The sequence below is a fragment of the uncultured Corynebacterium sp. genome (assembly GCF_902489365.1).
Taxonomy (GTDB): domain Bacteria; phylum Actinomycetota; class Actinomycetes; order Mycobacteriales; family Mycobacteriaceae; genus Corynebacterium.
This window is the reverse complement of the sequence record NZ_CABTZR010000056.1, coordinates 1-14,913: the sequence shown is the minus strand read 5'-3', so window position 1 is coordinate 14,913 and position 14,913 is coordinate 1. Positions and strand designations below refer to the sequence as shown.

The window sequence follows — 14,913 nt, the reverse complement described above, 5'->3', positions numbered from 1 at the left end:
GGTGACAAGGTGGTCGCCGGTACCATGGCCACCGACAACGCCGTTCGCATCCGGGTGGAGGCTACCGGCGGGGACACCGCCCTGGCCGGGATCCAACGCATGGTTGCCGACGCCCAGGAGTCCTCCTCCCGGGCCCAGGCCCTGGCGGATCGGGCGGCGGCGTTGTTGTTCTGGTTCGCGCTGATCTCCGCTCTGATCACCGCGGTGGTGTGGACCATCATCGGCAGCCCGGACGATGTCGTGGTGCGCACGGTCACGGTGCTGGTCATCGCTTGTCCGCACGCCCTGGGCCTGGCGATTCCGCTGGTCATTGCGATCTCCAGCGAGCGGGCCGCGAAATCCGGGGTGCTCATCAAGGACCGGATGGCGCTCGAGCGGATGCGCACCATCGACGTGGTGCTCTTCGATAAAACCGGCACCCTGACCGAGGGTGCGCACGCGGTCACCGGTGTCGCCCCGGTGCCCGGTACTTCGGAAGGGCACCTGCTGGCCCTGGCCGCCGCCGCCGAGGCCGATAGTGAACACCCCGTGGCCCGCGCCATCGTGGCTGCCGCGGCCGCACACCCGGAGGCCTCACGCCGCCCACTACGCGCAACCGGTTTCACCGCCGCCTCCGGCCGCGGGGTCTGGGCCACTGTCGATGGCGCTGAGATCCTCGTGGGTGGGCCGAACATGCTGCGCGAGTTCAACCTCACCACCCCGGCCGAGCTCACCGACACCACCAGCGCCTGGACCGGGCGTGGGGCCGGAGTGCTCCATATTGTCCGCGACGGTCAGATCATCGGTGCGGTGGCCGTCGAGGACAAGATCCGCCCTGAATCCCGCGCCGCCGTGAAAGCCCTGCAGGACCGCGGGGTGAAGGTCGCGATGATCACCGGTGACGCGCAGCAGGTGGCCCAGGCGGTTGGCCAGGACTTAGGCATCGATGAGGTCTTCGCCGAGGTCCTGCCCCAGGACAAGGACACCAAGGTCACCCAGTTACAGGAGCGTGGCCTGAGCGTGGCCATGGTCGGTGACGGTGTCAATGACGCCCCCGCTCTGACCCGCGCGGATGTCGGTATCGCCATCGGTGCCGGCACGGATGTGGCCATGGAATCTGCCGGGGTGGTCCTAGCCAGTGATGACCCGCGGGCAGTGCTGTCGATGATTGAGCTGTCCCAGGCCAGCTACCGCAAGATGATCCAGAACCTGATCTGGGCCTCTGGCTACAACATCCTCGCCGTGCCGCTGGCCGCCGGAGTGCTTGCCCCGATCGGGTTCGTGCTGTCCCCGGCCGTGGGCGCGATCTTGATGTCTGCCTCGACCATCGTGGTGGCACTGAACGCCCAGCTGTTGCGCCGCATTGATCTGGAGCCGGCTCACCTGGCTCCGACCGACGGGAAGGAGGAACACAGTGGGTCGATATCCCCCGTAACCGTTACTGACTGACCTTGTCCCTCGACCCCTAACTCACACCACCTTTGAAAGGAACGCTCATGAAACGCAGCATTACCCTCGCCACCTTGGTACTGACCTCCACCCTGGCGCTGACCGCCTGCAGCGACGCCACCGACAACTCTGACGATGCCGACACCACCAGCACCACGACGGCAACCGCAGAGACCAACGAGACCCACCAGGAAGACACCACCACTGCCGACGAAGAGCACGGCGGGCACGACCACCCTGCCGACGGCGGGGCACCGCCGGCAGGCATTGAAGAGGCCGAGGATCCCACGTACCCGGTGGGCACCGAGGTCATCCTCACCGCTGACCACATGCCCGGCATGGACGGGGCCACCGCCACCATTTCCGGGGCGTTTGACACCACGACCTATTCGGTCAGCTACACCCCCACCGAGGGTGGGGCCCCGGTTACCGACCACCGCTGGGTCGTCCATGAGGAGCTCGTCGATCCGGGTCAGGCCCCCCTGCCCGACGGGGCGAGCGTTGTCCTGGATGCCGAGCACATGTCCGGCATGAAGGGTGCTGAGGCCACCATCGATTACTCCACCGAGGAGACGGTCTACATGGTTGATCTCACCGTCGACGGGATGACGATGACCAACCACAAGTGGGTCACCGAGAGCGAGATCCAACCCGCCGAATAGTCCACCCACCCTGAACCGCGAGACCAGACAAGGCACCCGCTCCAGAGTCGGTCATCAATCGCTACCGACCATGCCGCAGCACACCAGCCACACACGGAACCTGCACGCCCACAAGGCCCACGCTGAGGTAGACCTTCTGTGTCACTGCTTCTCTTAGTCAGGGGAAATATGCCCTGGAATGACCCTGGTGACAGGAGTTCATTCCAGGGCTTTGTCTCTGCCCACCGGCCAGTTCCTGGCGGGTGGATGAGACCTATATCCGAGTCGGCGGCAGGTGGTGCTACCTCTATCGGGCGATCACCGCCGGTGGCCAGACCCTGGACTTTTTACCTCTCTCCGAAGCGGAACGTGGCCGCAGCGGAACGTTTCCTGGCCAAGGCCGTCAGATCAAGACAACAATCAAGATGACTTATTGACACCATCGAAAACAAAAGTACGAAAACCGAGAGCGGGAGTTAGAATGTAAATCCCCACACTTGCAATCCTCAACCACTCAAGTTCAGAGAAACAAACAAACCGGAGGTCACGTACCCTTTCGAGTTTGTTACCTCCGGTGTCGCAGTTTGTACAACTGCTCAGCGTGCCCGGGGCGGGACTTGAACCCGCACGTCCTATAAGGACACTGGCACCTGAAGCCAGCGCGTCTGCCAATTCCGCCACCCGGGCAGGGTATTGATGTCTTGGCGACTAGCTAACCTTAGCACGCAGCCCAACAGATTCTGCAAATCCGCTGGCAAACCCGAACTTTCCAGGGAACTATGGGCCGCGCGTCTACGTTAATTAGAGGAAAGCAACCTATACTGATCGCTGCTATACCTCTCCCTTGAACATCCTGAAAGGAGGACGGCGTTACCCCATGGCATTTCTTGACAAGCTCGCCAAGCTGGATTCTTCCCTGCAACGCGGACTGGACAACGGCATGGCCTTTGTCTTCGGCGGTAAAGTCGTCCCCGCAGAGATTGAGGAGCTCCTCAAGCAGGAGGCGCAAGACAATTTGTCCCGCGGTGATGATGGCAAGCTGTATAGCCCCAACGTCATGACCGTCGGCGTGTCCTCCAAGGACATCGAGAATCTCTCACAGGACCAGGATGTTCCCAAGGATCTAGCTGATCAGCTCACCCGCTTCATCCGTAACAGTGGCTGGTCCCTCGCCGGGCCGGTCATCGTCCGCATCGCGGAGGAATCGGGGCTGCGGACTGGGCAGTTGCGCGTGTCCTCTTTTTTGGATCACGAGCCCACCGAAGAAACCGGATTCGATGCGATTTTCCACCACGACCATGGTCAGGAGGACTCTATGACCCAGCCGCACAACGCCGACGAGGCCGCAACCACCGCCTTCATGGCCCCCACCCCGAATCAGCCGGCGCCGCAAGGCCCGGCGGTGACGCTCATGTTGCAGGACGGCTCCTCCCGTGTCTACCACGTGCAGGAAGGCTCCAATATTCTGGGCCGCAGCAACGACGCGGACCTGCGCCTGCCGGATACCGGTGTCTCCCGCCAGCACGCGGAGATCACCTGGAACGGCCAGGACGCCGTGCTGGTGGACCTGCAGTCCACGAACGGCACCACCGTCAACGACACCCCGATTGAGAACTGGCTGCTTGCCGACGGCGACGTGATCACCCTCGGTCACTCCCACATCGAGGTGCGCATCACCGGCCTCGAAGACCAGGGCTACTAAGCCGCCCGGCAAGTGTTCCCAGATTCTTAGCGTAAGGACTTTTCATGGATTCGATCGTGCTGCTCTCGCTGCGCATCGGCCTGCTGGTGTTGCTGTGGCTGTTTATCTTGGTCGCGCTCAACGCCATGCGCCGCGACGCCAATAAGGCCGCCGGCGTCTACCAGGCATCGTCCCCGGTGAAGGGGGCCCAGAGGCGTCGCGAAGCGCCGCGTGAAATCGCCATCGTGGACGGGCCGCTGCGCGGTTCCCACATGGAACTGGGCACGCTCGAAGACTGTACGATGGGCCGCGCGCAAGACTGTGACTTTGTCACCGGTGATGATTTCTCCTCCGGCCACCACGCCCGCCTGTTCCGCAGGGGCAGCGAGTGGTTCGTGGAGGACCTCGAATCCCGCAACGGCACCTTTGTTGGTGGCGTTCGCATTGACCAGCCAGAACGAGTCGGAGTCGGCTCCGATATCAAACTTGGCCGAACGACCGTGAGGTTGATGGCATGACTTTAAGCCTGACTTTTACTGCAGTAACGGACCGCGGATTGGTCCGCGAAAACAATGAGGATTCCGCCCACGCTGGCCCGCACCTGCTGGTGCTGGCCGACGGCATGGGTGGCCACGCCGCCGGCGAGGTTGCTTCCACCACCATGGTGGAGCACATGGCCTCCCTCGAGCGGGATCCGGGCGATAACGACATGCTGGCCCTGCTCGGCGCGGCGGCGGAAGACGCCAATGCGGCAATCCGCGAGCACGTGGATGAGCACCCGGAAACCGAGGGCATGGGCACCACGCTGACCGCCCTGCTTTTTAACGGCTCCGAGTTCGGCGTGTGCCACGTGGGTGATTCCCGCGGCTACCGGCTACGTGAGGGGAAGCTGACCCAGATCACCAAGGATGACACCTATGTGCAGTCCCTGGTGGATGAGGGAAAGCTCGATCCGGAGGATGTCTCCTCTCACCCGCAGAAGTCGTTGATCCTCAAGGCCTACACGGGTCGCCCGGTGGAGCCCACGCTCTTTATGCTCGATGCTGAACCGGGCGACCGCCTCCTGCTGTGCTCGGATGGCCTCTCGGATCCGGTGACGGCCTCCACCATCGAGCAGGCGCTGAAGCAGGGCACGGTCGAAGAGGCCGCTACCACCCTGCGGGATCTGGCGCTGCGCTCCGGCGGCCCGGACAACGTCACCATTGTGGTGGCGGAAGTCGTGGAGGCGGAGGGTGACGAGGACTCCCCCATCACCGTCGGAGCCATCCAAGGTGTTGTTCCGGAGCCGACGCACCCGGATTCTTCCGCGAGCCGCGCCGCAAAGCTGATCTCGCCCCCAAAAGCCCAGGCCGCTGAGGAGAAGCCCCAGGAGGAACCACAGCGGCGGCCCCAGCGAAGCCGGATTGGGTGGAAGGTGATTGCATGCCTTGCCATCGTCATCGTGCTCGTCGTCAGTGGCGGGCTCTGGATGAAGAATTATCTGGGCAATAACTATTACGTGGCTACGGATGAGAGTGACACCCTCACTATCCAGCAGGGTGCGGATTATGAAATCTTTGGCCGCCCGCTGCACCACACGTATCAGAATGCGTGCCTAGGCAAGGACAATGCGCTCAAGCTCGGGCACGGAGAGTGCGCGGGCGACTTTGCGCCGTTCACGCTGAAAGATTTGCCAGAATCCGAACGTGCCGCTGTGGGCAACCTGCCCTCCGGCTCCTATGACGAGGTGCAAACGCAGCTGTCGCAGCTCTCGGACAAGGCGCTCAAGCCTTGCCCGAAGGCCTCGAAGGCCTCGAAGGACGGAAAAGACGGAAAAGATGACAAGAGCGCGTCCAAAGGAAACTGCCGGGAGGTGAAGTAGGTGAGTAAATTCTTCTCCCGCGGCACCGAATTCGGCTTGTTGGTACTCGCCACCGTGGTTTTCGCCATCACCTTGGTCAGCCTTGAGCTGTCCCAAGGCAACGTGCTGACACTCGATGTGCTCTACCTCATCGGCGGTTTCATCGGCGTCTTTGCTGTCGCCCACTTGGTGCTCTGTTTCCTGGCACCCTATGCGGATCAGCTCATGCTGCCCATCGTCGCGGTGCTCAACGGCACCGGGCTCATTCTGTTGCAGCGACTCGATCTAGCTAACGGCGGCGGGCTGGCGGTGCGGCAGGTGATGTGGACCATCGTGGGCCTCATTCTCTTCGCGCTGGTGCTCGTCCTCCTGCGTGATCACCGCTCGCTCACCCGATACTCCTATATCTTGGGTGCGCTCGGCCTGATCCTCCTCGCATTACCCCTGGTGTGGCCGCAGCCGCCGGGCGTCGACGCCCGCATCTGGCTGTGGCTCGGGCCTTTTTCCATCCAGCCGGGTGAGTTCTCCAAGATCTTGCTGATTTTGTTCTTCGCCATGCTACTGACCCAGAAGCGCTCGCTATTCACGGTGGCTGGATACAAGTTCCTAGGCATTTCCCTGCCGCGCCTGCGGGATCTCGCGCCCATCCTGGTGATTTGGGGCATCGCGATTGTCATCATGGGCATTTCCAATGACTTCGGCCCGGCTCTGCTGCTGTTTAGCACGGTGCTCGGCATGCTCTTTATGGCCACTAACCGCGTGAGCTGGCTGCTCATTGGCGTCATTCTCGTGGGCATCGGTGGCTCCGGCATCTACCAGGTCTCGGAGAAGATCCAGCAACGCTTCTCCAACTTCCTGGATCCGCTGGCTAACTATGATTCCACCGGCTACCAGCTCTCCCAGGCGCTCTTCGGCATGTCCTCCGGCGGTATTACCGGCACCGGCTTAGGCCAGGGCCACCCGGACATGGTGCCGGTAGCGCACTCGGACTTCATCCTGGCCGGAATCGGTGAAGAGTTCGGGTTGGTGGGCCTCGCCGCGGTACTTGTACTGTTTGCCATGCTCGTCTCCCGCGGCTTCCGCACCGCGCTGACCTGCCGCGATACCTATGGCAAACTGGTCTCTTCGGGTCTAGCCCTGACGCTGGCCGTGCAGGTCTTCGTCGTCACCGGCGGCATCTCCGCGCTGCTGCCCATGACGGGCCTGACCACGCCGTTCATGTCTGCGGGTGGCTCCTCGCTCATGGCCAACTACATGCTGCTGGCCATCCTGCTGCGCATCTCCAACGCGGCACGCCGCCCGGCGCGCGAGCTGAGCTCAAACGCACCCAGCGATACGTCCATGTTCCCCGCCGTCCAGGAGGCCACCCGATGAACCGATCGATCCGCCTCGTCGCCCTTTTTTCCCTCATCCTCACCGCCATCCTCCTGGTAAACCTCACGGTGGTGCAAGCTTTTTCGACGGATAAGTACGCCCATAACCCTAAGAACGTTCGCGGCTACCTGGAGATGCGCACGACCCCGCGTGGCCAGATCTTCGCTGGCAACACGGTGCTGGCGCAGTCCACTGCCGACGCCGAGGGCAACTACTCCCGCTCCTACCCCGCCGACTCCCCGGCCTTTGCCAGCATCACGGGCTACCTCTCGGAGCGCTTCGGCGCCTCCCAGCTGGAGGCCTCCCAGAATGACATCCTCAATGGCAAGGATGATTCGCTCCTGGCGCGCAATTGGCTCGATATGCTCTCCGGCAAGCCGCAGAAGGGCGCGAACGTCGAGGTCACCGTCGATCCGGCCCTACAGCAAACCGCCTACGATCAGCTCGCTGGACCGGGCTATAACGGCGCGGCCGTGGCCATCCAGCCCTCGACGGGCAAGATTTTGGCCATGGCCTCCTCCCCCAGCTTCAACGTCTCCGACCTGCTCGGTGATAACGCTGGCGAGAAGTGGGAACAGCTGCAGAACCAGGAAGGCACCCCGCTGGTCAACCACGCCACGCAGGACACCCTTCCCCCTGGGTCCATCTTCAAGATCATCACCACTGCAGCAGGCCTGAACAACGGCTTCGAGCCGAACTCCACGCTGACCGGCGCAGCGTCCATTACGCTGCCCGATACCGTCACGGAGCTCACCAACTACGGCAACCAGTCCTGCGGCGGCGCGGACAGCGTCACCCTGCAGACGGCCTTCGCGCTGTCCTGCAACACGGCCTTTGTGCAGATGTCGGAGAGCATCGGCGCCGATGAGCTGCGCAAGTACGCCGAGGGCTTCGGCGTGGGTGAGAAATACTCGTTGGGTGTTAATACTTCCGCTGGCGCGCTCGGTGAGCTTGGCGACGGCGCCCAAGTCGCCCAATCCGCCATCGGCCAGCGCGACGTGACCATGTCCGCCCTCCAGGCAGCCATCATGGCCGGCACCATCGCCAACCAGGGCAAGCGCATGGAGCCCTACCTGGTCAACCGCATCACCGATGCCCAAATGAATGAGCTGCGCGCCACCACACCGCGCCAAGCCGCTGAAGCTGTGGATGAAGAAACAGCCAACACCATCAAGGACCTCATGTTCGCTTCCGAACGCAGCACCTTCGGCTACGACGGAAACGGTTTTGCCTCGAAGACCGGCACCGCCGAGCACGGTGAGGGCCTCGCCCCGCACGCGTGGTACGTGGCCTTCGACCCAGACAAGGACATCGCGGTGGGCGTCGTGGTCAAGGACGGCGGGCACCTTGGCCAAAATGCCACCGGTGGCCAGGTCTCCGCGCCCATCGGCCGTGCCATCCTGCGCGCATACGGAGGTGAGCAGTAGTGAATAGTGCAGATAACAAAAAGCACCTCCAAGAACTGATCGGTGAGGACTACCAGCTGCAGTGGATCGTCGGCCACGGCGGCATGTCCACGGTGTGGCTGGCGGATGATGTCCGCAATGACCGCGAAGTCGCCCTCAAGGTCCTGCGCCCCGAGTTCTCGGACAACAACGAGTTTCTCTCGCGCTTCCGCAACGAGGCCAAGGCTGCAGAGTCCATTGATTCCGAGAACGTCGTGGCCACCTACGACTACCGCGAGCTCGAGGACAACGGCCGTACCTTCTGTTACATGGCCCTCGAGTACATCCGCGGCGAATCCCTGGCAGACCTGCTGGCGCGCGAGGGCGCGCTGCCGGAAACGCTGGCGCTCGACGTCATGGAGCAGGCCTCCCACGGCCTGTCCGTGATCCACCATATGGGGCTTGTACACCGCGACATCAAGCCCGGCAACCTCATGATTACCCAAAATGGGCAGGTCAAGATCACTGACTTTGGCATCGCCAAGGCCGCCGCCGCCGTGCCGCTGACTCGCACCGGCATGGTCGTCGGCACCGCCCAGTACGTCTCCCCCGAGCAGGCCCAGGGCTACGAGGTCGGCCCAACTTCGGATGTCTATTCACTCGGTGTGGTGGGCTACGAGATGCTGGCCGGCAAGCGCCCCTTCAGCGGTGATTCCTCGGTATCGGTGGCGCTGGCGCACATTAGTCAGGCGCCGGAGCCCTTGTCGACGTCGATTAGCGCGCCCACCCGGGAACTGATCGGCATGGCCCTGCGCAAGGACCCGGGCACCCGCTTCGTCGATGGCAACGAGTTCACCAATGCGATCTCGGCCGTACGCCAGGGCCAGCGCCCGCCGCAGCCCAAATCCGCAGCACTCGCGCCCATCGCCGCTGAGCCTTCTCCCTCCGCCTCGACGGAAATGCTGGCCAACATGGCGCACCCCACCACGGTGCGCCCAGCTGTCCAGCCTTCTACACCACAGCCGAAGGAGCGCCCCGCTAAGCAGGGAGGTTTCGGCACCGGTTTGCTCATCGCCGTGGCCATCGCCGCCCTCGTGGCCATCGGGCTGATGGCCTACCGGATGTGGGGGAATACCTCACCGACCCCGCCACCAGCGCCGACGGAGGTCATTGTGACCGAGACGGTAGAGCCGGAGACGCCGGAGGAAGAGGAAACGGAAGCTCCCGAGACTGTCGAGATAACCACCGTCGAGGAGGAGCCGACCCGGGTCACCGTTACCACGACGCACTCGATCATCCCCGCCCCGCCGGTGACCACGGAACACACGACCCATCAGGAGCCGCCCGAATTCCCTACGGAGGAGACGCAACCGCAGGTCAATGACAGCCCAACGTCCGCGCCCGAACTAGACTCACAGAGCAACCCCACCGAAGAATCCGCACTACAGGGAGGCCAGTAACCCACCATGGTCAGTGATCGGTACCACCTCCGCCAGTCCATCGGCACCGGCGGCATGTCCGAGGTGTACGAAGCCGAGGACTCCGTTTTGGGGCGCACCGTCGCCATCAAGATGCTGCGCCCCGACATGGCGCGCGACGTCAACTTCCGCGAGCGTTTCCGCCGCGAGGCCCAGAATTCCGGCAAGCTCAACCACCCGAACATCGTTGCCGTCTTCGACACGGGTGAAAAGGACGTCGACGGCCTGATGGTGCCCTATATCGTCATGGAATACGTGCAGGGCCGCACCTTGCGCGACATCGTCCGTGAGGATGGCCCCATGCCGGTCGAAGAAGCCGCGCGCGTGCTCAAACCGGTGGCGGATGCTTTGCAGTCTTCCCACGAGGCCGGGATTATCCACCGCGATATCAAGCCGGCCAACATTATGCTGACCAACACCGGCCAGGTGAAGGTCATGGACTTCGGCATCGCCCGCGCGCTGGATGATTCCACGTCCGCGATGACGCAGACCTCCGCGGTGATCGGCACCGCGCAGTACCTCTCGCCGGAACAGGCCCGCGGCAAGCCTGCCGACGCCCGCTCTGACGTTTACGCTTTGGGCTGCGTCATGTATGAAACGGTTACCGGCCGCACGCCGTTTGAAGGTGAAACACCTTTTGCGGTGGCTTACCAGCATGTGCAGGAGGATCCGGCACCGCCCTCGGAGCTCATCACCGAAGATCTGACGGAGCGGCAGCGCCTCGGCGTCGACGCCGTCGTGCTCACGGCGATGGCCAAGCACCCTGCGGACCGCTATCAATCTGCTTGGGAGATGGGCGATGACCTCGAGCGTTTGGCCCAGGGTCAGCTGCCGGAGGCAGCACGCTCCCACGTCAACGATGAGGATCACCCCACCACGATGGTGGCACCCGTGGCCGCGCAGCACCGCGCACCGGTGGCCTCGACCCGCCCGTCGGAGGATGAGGAATCCGGCTCCGGTCTGAAATGGCTGGCGGCGCTGCTCGCGGCTTCTCTCGTCGCCATCATTGGTTATTTTGCCTGGGATTTCTGGGATAGCTCCCGCCAAGAGGCCCGCGAACGCGAACAGGAGCAGCAGGAAGCAGCCCAGCGCGCAAACATGGTGACTATCCCGAAGGTGGCCAACCGCCCGCGCAACGAAGTGGTGGAGGAACTAGAAAAGCTTGGCCTTCTGGTAAGCATCAACGAGGAAGCCAGCCCCGATGTGCCGCGCGGCAAGGTCATCCGTATCAACCCAGCGGAGGGCTCAGAGCTGCAGAAGAACTCCTCGGTCACGCTGACGGTGTCCTCCGGCAAGGAGGTCACCGAGGTTCCGGATCTCACCGGCATGAAGCTGGATGAAGCCACCGCCGCGCTGGAGGAAGCCGAGCTCGAGCTCCACACCGACGTCGAGCAGGTAAATGATGAGGCCCCCGCGGGCGAGATCATTTCCCAGAACCCGGCGGGCGGTACGCAGCTGTCCAAGGGCTCGAAGGTGCGGATCACCGTCTCCAAGGGTCAGAAGGAAGTTAGCGTCCCGGATGTCAGCGGCATGGATCGTGACCGCGCGGTCGAGATGCTGTCCTCCATGGACTTTGACGTCAACGTGAACTCGGTGGACTCTGAGCTTCCGGAAAACCAGGTGCTCAGGGTCGTCGAGAAGGGCCAGAAGCTTCCCAAGGGCAGCCAGGTCACCCTGGAGGTCTCCAACGCGATGCTCATCCAAGCACCGGACCTGACGCGCTCTACGCAGCAGGAGGCTGACTCCGCGCTGCGCGCCAAGGGCTGGTCCGGCTCCTTCGAGGTGGGCGAGCGCATCCCGACGTCTAACCCGATCGACAGCGACAAGATTGGGTGGGCGTCGGCAAGCCGCGGTGATGTCATCCGCAAGGATGAGACCATCCACATCCGGTTCTGGGAGTTTGACCCGGCAGCACTGCTGCCGCAGTAGCTCTCATTGCCGCAGCTGCTAAGGTATTCCACAGATTAACCCCCCTATTCTTCGTGAAGGTGTAACAATGCCAAAGTCCAAGATCACGACGGAGGGCTCCGCACTCCCGCAGTCCTCCAGCTCTGCTACTAACCGCACCCCGGTCAAGATCAACTCTGAGGGCACCCCGAAGTGGTACATCGCCATTATGCTGGGCCTCATGCTTCTCGGCCTGCTCTGGCTGGTGGTCAACTACCTGGCGGGCGAGTCCATTCCGTTCATGCAGGAGCTAGGCCCGTGGAACTACGGCATCGGCTTCGGCCTGGCCATCATCGGCCTTCTGATGACGATGGGCTGGCGTTAACTTTCAGCGCCGCCGATGAACTCCTCGAAGTTCTATAGCATCGCCGGCGTTGGCTGCATCATTTTGGTGATGCTCACCGTCACGGTAGACAAAAACTTTCTCACCCCCGGCGCACTCGTCCTCGCCGGCCTCGGCGTCACCCTGACACCGCTGGCCGTCCGCCGCCCACTTGTGGCGGCCTGCGGGTACGGTGCGCTTTTTGCGCTGGCGATGTGGTTTTCCGATTGGCGGTCATTCCTGCTCTTCGCGTGGAGCCCCGTCATCGTGGGCATCGTGGCGTTTCGCACGCGCTGGCTGTGGGCCGTTCCCCCAGCGGTGGCGTACACATACCTCGTCACTACGGATCCTTCGATTAATTTTCTGCCTGACTTCGACCCGTTAAACCTGTCGACGCCGCTCGTCTTGTATGCGGTGGCCATCGTCATTGGGGCTGCGCTACGCAAAACCCGGGACCAGCGTCTTGCCGCTGAGCAGCGCGCCGCAGAAGAGCGCGAGGCGCTGATGACCGCACTGCACGATTCGGTCGCCGCGACCTTAACCTCCGTGGTCATGCGCTCCGAAACCCTGGCGTTGACCCAAACGGATCCTTCCGCGGCTGACTCCGCGGAGGCGATTGCTGACGACGCCCGCCGCGCCATGGGCGAGGTGCGTGATCTATTGCGCGTGATGAAGAACGAAAGCGTGACCAAGGGGGTCAAGTCGCTGCAGGAAGACCTCGACACCATGATTAGCTTCCTGAGCAGCCACGGCTTCCACTGCGAAGCACAGATCAATGTAGGCAAGAACGGTGAGCTTGCGCTACCGGAAAAGCTCTCCCTCGTGTTCTCTGAGCTCGCCATCAACATCCTCAAGTACGCTCGCCCTGAATCCCGTGTGAGCATCGAGGCCACCGGCAGCTCCAAGTCCATCGACCTCGTGATCACGTCCGAGATTGCGGCGCAACAATCACGCCAATACATGACGACGAATCTGGGTTTGGGGGAAATCGCCCGCCGCGTTCGCCGAATGCACGGCAGCTTCGGCAGCGGCAAGGAAGGCGAGCGCTGGGTCACACGCCTTACTCTTCCCACCGCCCACCTAAGAAAAATATAGTAAGCTTTCCCGGTAGTTCGCCGTTTCTTAAATTCCAAAAGGTTTGACATGCGTACTTCCCTCGCCGTTGCCGCCGCAGCTCTCGCACTGTTGTCCACGCCAATCGCCAGCGCTGCTGAGACTCCTGTTGAAGCTACCGCTGCAACCACCGCAACTGAGAGCACTGAGTCCACCGGATTCACCTTCTACAAGTCTTTCGCAGGCGAATTCACCGACCACTTCCGTTGCTCCACCAGCCCCCAGCGCTGGTGGTGCGGCTAAACTGTTTCCCCCATGAGCATTCGGGTTTTCCTCGTTGACGACGACGAGCTCGTTCGCTCGACGCTCCGCGTCTATTTCCAGACCACCGAGGACATCACGGTGGTCGGTGAGGCAACCAATGGTGCGGATTGCTTAGCGCAGATTGAAGAAGTCAATCCGGACCTCGTCCTCGCCGATATTCACATGCCGCACATGGACGGCATTACGCTGCTCAAGCACCTTAATTCCGGACCGAATCCCCCGACGTTTTTGGCGGTAACCGCCTTCGACTCGGATGACACGATGCTGAAGATCCTGCGGGCGGGCGGCGCGGGCTATATCTTGAAGAACCAACGCCCGCGCTCCATCATTGAGGCGGTTCGCGCCGCTGTGGAAGGTGGCACCGTCGTGGCACCCGCCGCCATGCACCGTTTGGTTGACTACATCGGTGAGCCTGCCACCCCACGCGATCCCGTCGCCGCCGCCATTGAGAGCCACGATCTCCACGAGGCAGAAGTTGCCGTCCTCAAACTCCTCCTCGCCGGTAACTCCAATTCAGAGATCGCCGCCGCCACCCACTATTCGGAATCGGCCGTGAAGAAGCACGTCTCGCGCCTCATCACCATCTTCGGCGCCAGCACGCGCCTAAACCTGGTGACCAAAATTTTAGGTGGCGCTGGTTCCTAAGTAGGGATCGCCGATATGGCGGGAGCCACCTGGTGGCTTCCGCTTCAGCATGTGTTTGGGATTGGGGTTTAGGTATCCGGCGGGGCTGAACCTAAAAAGCCCCCTGTGGTCTGCTGTTTCAATGCTGCTTGTGCCGCTTGGTATGCCGGCTGGGACGTAATCGGCTCCGCCCAGGGTGGCACATACCCCACCCCACCCCGCAACCGGAAGACATAACCGGCACCAGTCGGCTTATCCGGATCATCATCATTAATGCCATTGTGATAAGCACACAGCATCGTCAGGTTCGGCGGATCCGTGGTCCCACCAGCTTTCCACGGCACCAAATGATGCACCTGGCAATAATCCGCCGGCTTATTACACCCCTCACGCGCACACGTCGGATGCTCCGCACTGGCCATTACCCGTTGCTCAAACCCCGCCAAACGCCGCACCCTGTGCAACCACACCGGCCCAATCGTCGGATGCACCAACGTCACATACCCAACCTCAGCAAACTTATAGGTCACAAACTCCCGGCCAGTCATCCGCCCACCGTTGGTGAGCTCAAGCTCAATATCATCACCCTCACCCCGCACAATCCGATCCAACTCATCCAAGGTCACCACCACATTGGTAGCCACCGCAGGCTTAGAACCCCCGTGCGCCTTATCAAAGAACACCTGGCCTGCCGCATCCAACAAATCAGCCGGATTAATCGACTCCAAGGTCCCGCGCATTTCACTAATGCGCAAGGCTGAATCAGTAATCGTCAACGAATGCGGACCCGACGCTCGATACGTCAACCTCACCCCG

At 62.4% G+C, this 14,913-nt stretch carries 14 protein-coding genes, 1 tRNA gene and 1 pseudogene; 14 read left to right on the top strand and 2 right to left on the bottom strand.

All coding sequences use genetic code 11. The annotated features are described in order from the left end of the window. The 3 genes and pseudogenes from RDN59_RS08825 to RDN59_RS08815 all read left to right on the top strand — a co-directional run. On the top strand, positions 1 to 1,428 hold a 1,428-nt coding region (locus tag RDN59_RS08825; RefSeq protein ID WP_308607512.1), incomplete at its 5' end, for a heavy metal translocating P-type ATPase. Positions 1,429 to 1,475: 47 nt separating this feature from the next. Continuing rightward, positions 1,476 to 2,090, top strand: coding sequence for a YdhK family protein (locus RDN59_RS08820; protein ID WP_308607511.1), 615 nt, complete (start codon positions 1,476 to 1,478; stop codon positions 2,088 to 2,090). 227 nt (positions 2,091 to 2,317) lie between these two features. Beyond that, positions 2,318 to 2,480 (top strand): annotated as a pseudogene (locus tag RDN59_RS08815) (DDE-type integrase/transposase/recombinase); the annotation flags it as partial. 191 nt (positions 2,481 to 2,671) lie between these two features. Here RDN59_RS08815 and RDN59_RS08810 read toward each other — a convergent pair. Beyond that, positions 2,672 to 2,756: transfer RNA gene (locus RDN59_RS08810), tRNA-Leu, on the bottom strand. A 190-nt stretch (positions 2,757 to 2,946) separates the two neighbouring features. On the opposite strand from RDN59_RS08810, the gene RDN59_RS08805 reads away from it, so the two are divergent. The 11 genes from RDN59_RS08805 to RDN59_RS08755 all read left to right on the top strand — a co-directional run bounded on the left by RDN59_RS08805 (position 2,947) and on the right by RDN59_RS08755 (position 14,118). Then, positions 2,947 to 3,771 (top strand): DUF3662 and FHA domain-containing protein, encoded by an 825-nt coding sequence (locus RDN59_RS08805; RefSeq protein WP_308607510.1) that lies wholly within the window; start codon positions 2,947 to 2,949, stop codon positions 3,769 to 3,771. Between the two features lie 44 nt (positions 3,772 to 3,815). Then, positions 3,816 to 4,268, top strand: a complete 453-nt coding sequence (locus tag RDN59_RS08800; RefSeq protein WP_046648650.1) for an FHA domain-containing protein — start codon at positions 3,816 to 3,818, stop codon at positions 4,266 to 4,268. Further along, positions 4,265 to 5,611: a protein phosphatase 2C domain-containing protein gene (locus RDN59_RS08795; protein WP_308607509.1), complete on the top strand. Its 1,347-nt coding sequence runs from the start codon at positions 4,265 to 4,267 to the stop codon at positions 5,609 to 5,611. The genes RDN59_RS08800 and RDN59_RS08795 overlap by 4 nt, the downstream gene beginning before the upstream one ends. Next, positions 5,612 to 6,964 (top strand): FtsW/RodA/SpoVE family cell cycle protein, encoded by a 1,353-nt coding sequence (locus RDN59_RS08790; RefSeq protein WP_308607508.1) that lies wholly within the window; start codon positions 5,612 to 5,614, stop codon positions 6,962 to 6,964. It abuts the gene before it with no gap. After that, positions 6,961 to 8,391, top strand: coding sequence for a penicillin-binding protein 2 (locus tag RDN59_RS08785; protein ID WP_308607507.1), 1,431 nt, complete (start codon positions 6,961 to 6,963; stop codon positions 8,389 to 8,391). The genes RDN59_RS08790 and RDN59_RS08785 overlap by 4 nt, the downstream gene beginning before the upstream one ends. Beyond that, positions 8,391 to 9,809 carry a serine/threonine-protein kinase gene (locus RDN59_RS08780; RefSeq protein WP_308607506.1) on the top strand — a complete coding sequence of 473 codons (1,419 nt, stop codon included), beginning with the start codon at positions 8,391 to 8,393 and terminating at the stop codon, positions 9,807 to 9,809. The genes RDN59_RS08785 and RDN59_RS08780 overlap by 1 nt, the downstream gene beginning before the upstream one ends. Positions 9,810 to 9,815: 6 nt before the next feature. After that, positions 9,816 to 11,756: a Stk1 family PASTA domain-containing Ser/Thr kinase gene (gene pknB, locus RDN59_RS08775; RefSeq protein ID WP_308607505.1), complete on the top strand. Its 1,941-nt coding sequence runs from the start codon at positions 9,816 to 9,818 to the stop codon at positions 11,754 to 11,756. Between the two features lie 67 nt (positions 11,757 to 11,823). Further along, positions 11,824 to 12,099, top strand: coding sequence for a cell division protein CrgA (gene crgA, locus RDN59_RS08770; protein ID WP_010188168.1), 276 nt, complete (start codon positions 11,824 to 11,826; stop codon positions 12,097 to 12,099). Between the two features lie 15 nt (positions 12,100 to 12,114). Further along, positions 12,115 to 13,191, top strand: a complete 1,077-nt coding sequence (locus tag RDN59_RS08765; RefSeq protein WP_308607504.1) for a histidine kinase — start codon at positions 12,115 to 12,117, stop codon at positions 13,189 to 13,191. A 48-nt stretch (positions 13,192 to 13,239) separates the two neighbouring features. Beyond that, entirely contained in the window at positions 13,240 to 13,452 is a 213-nt protein-coding gene (locus RDN59_RS08760; protein ID WP_308607503.1) for a hypothetical protein, read from the top strand. Between the two features lie 12 nt (positions 13,453 to 13,464). Beyond that, entirely contained in the window at positions 13,465 to 14,118 is a 654-nt protein-coding gene (locus RDN59_RS08755; RefSeq protein WP_308607502.1) for a response regulator transcription factor, read from the top strand. Positions 14,119 to 14,186: 68 nt separating this feature from the next. Here RDN59_RS08755 and RDN59_RS08750 read toward each other — a convergent pair. Further along, a partial coding sequence (locus tag RDN59_RS08750) for an HNH endonuclease signature motif containing protein (RefSeq protein ID WP_308607501.1) occupies positions 14,187 to 14,913 on the bottom strand: 727 nt, incomplete at its 5' end.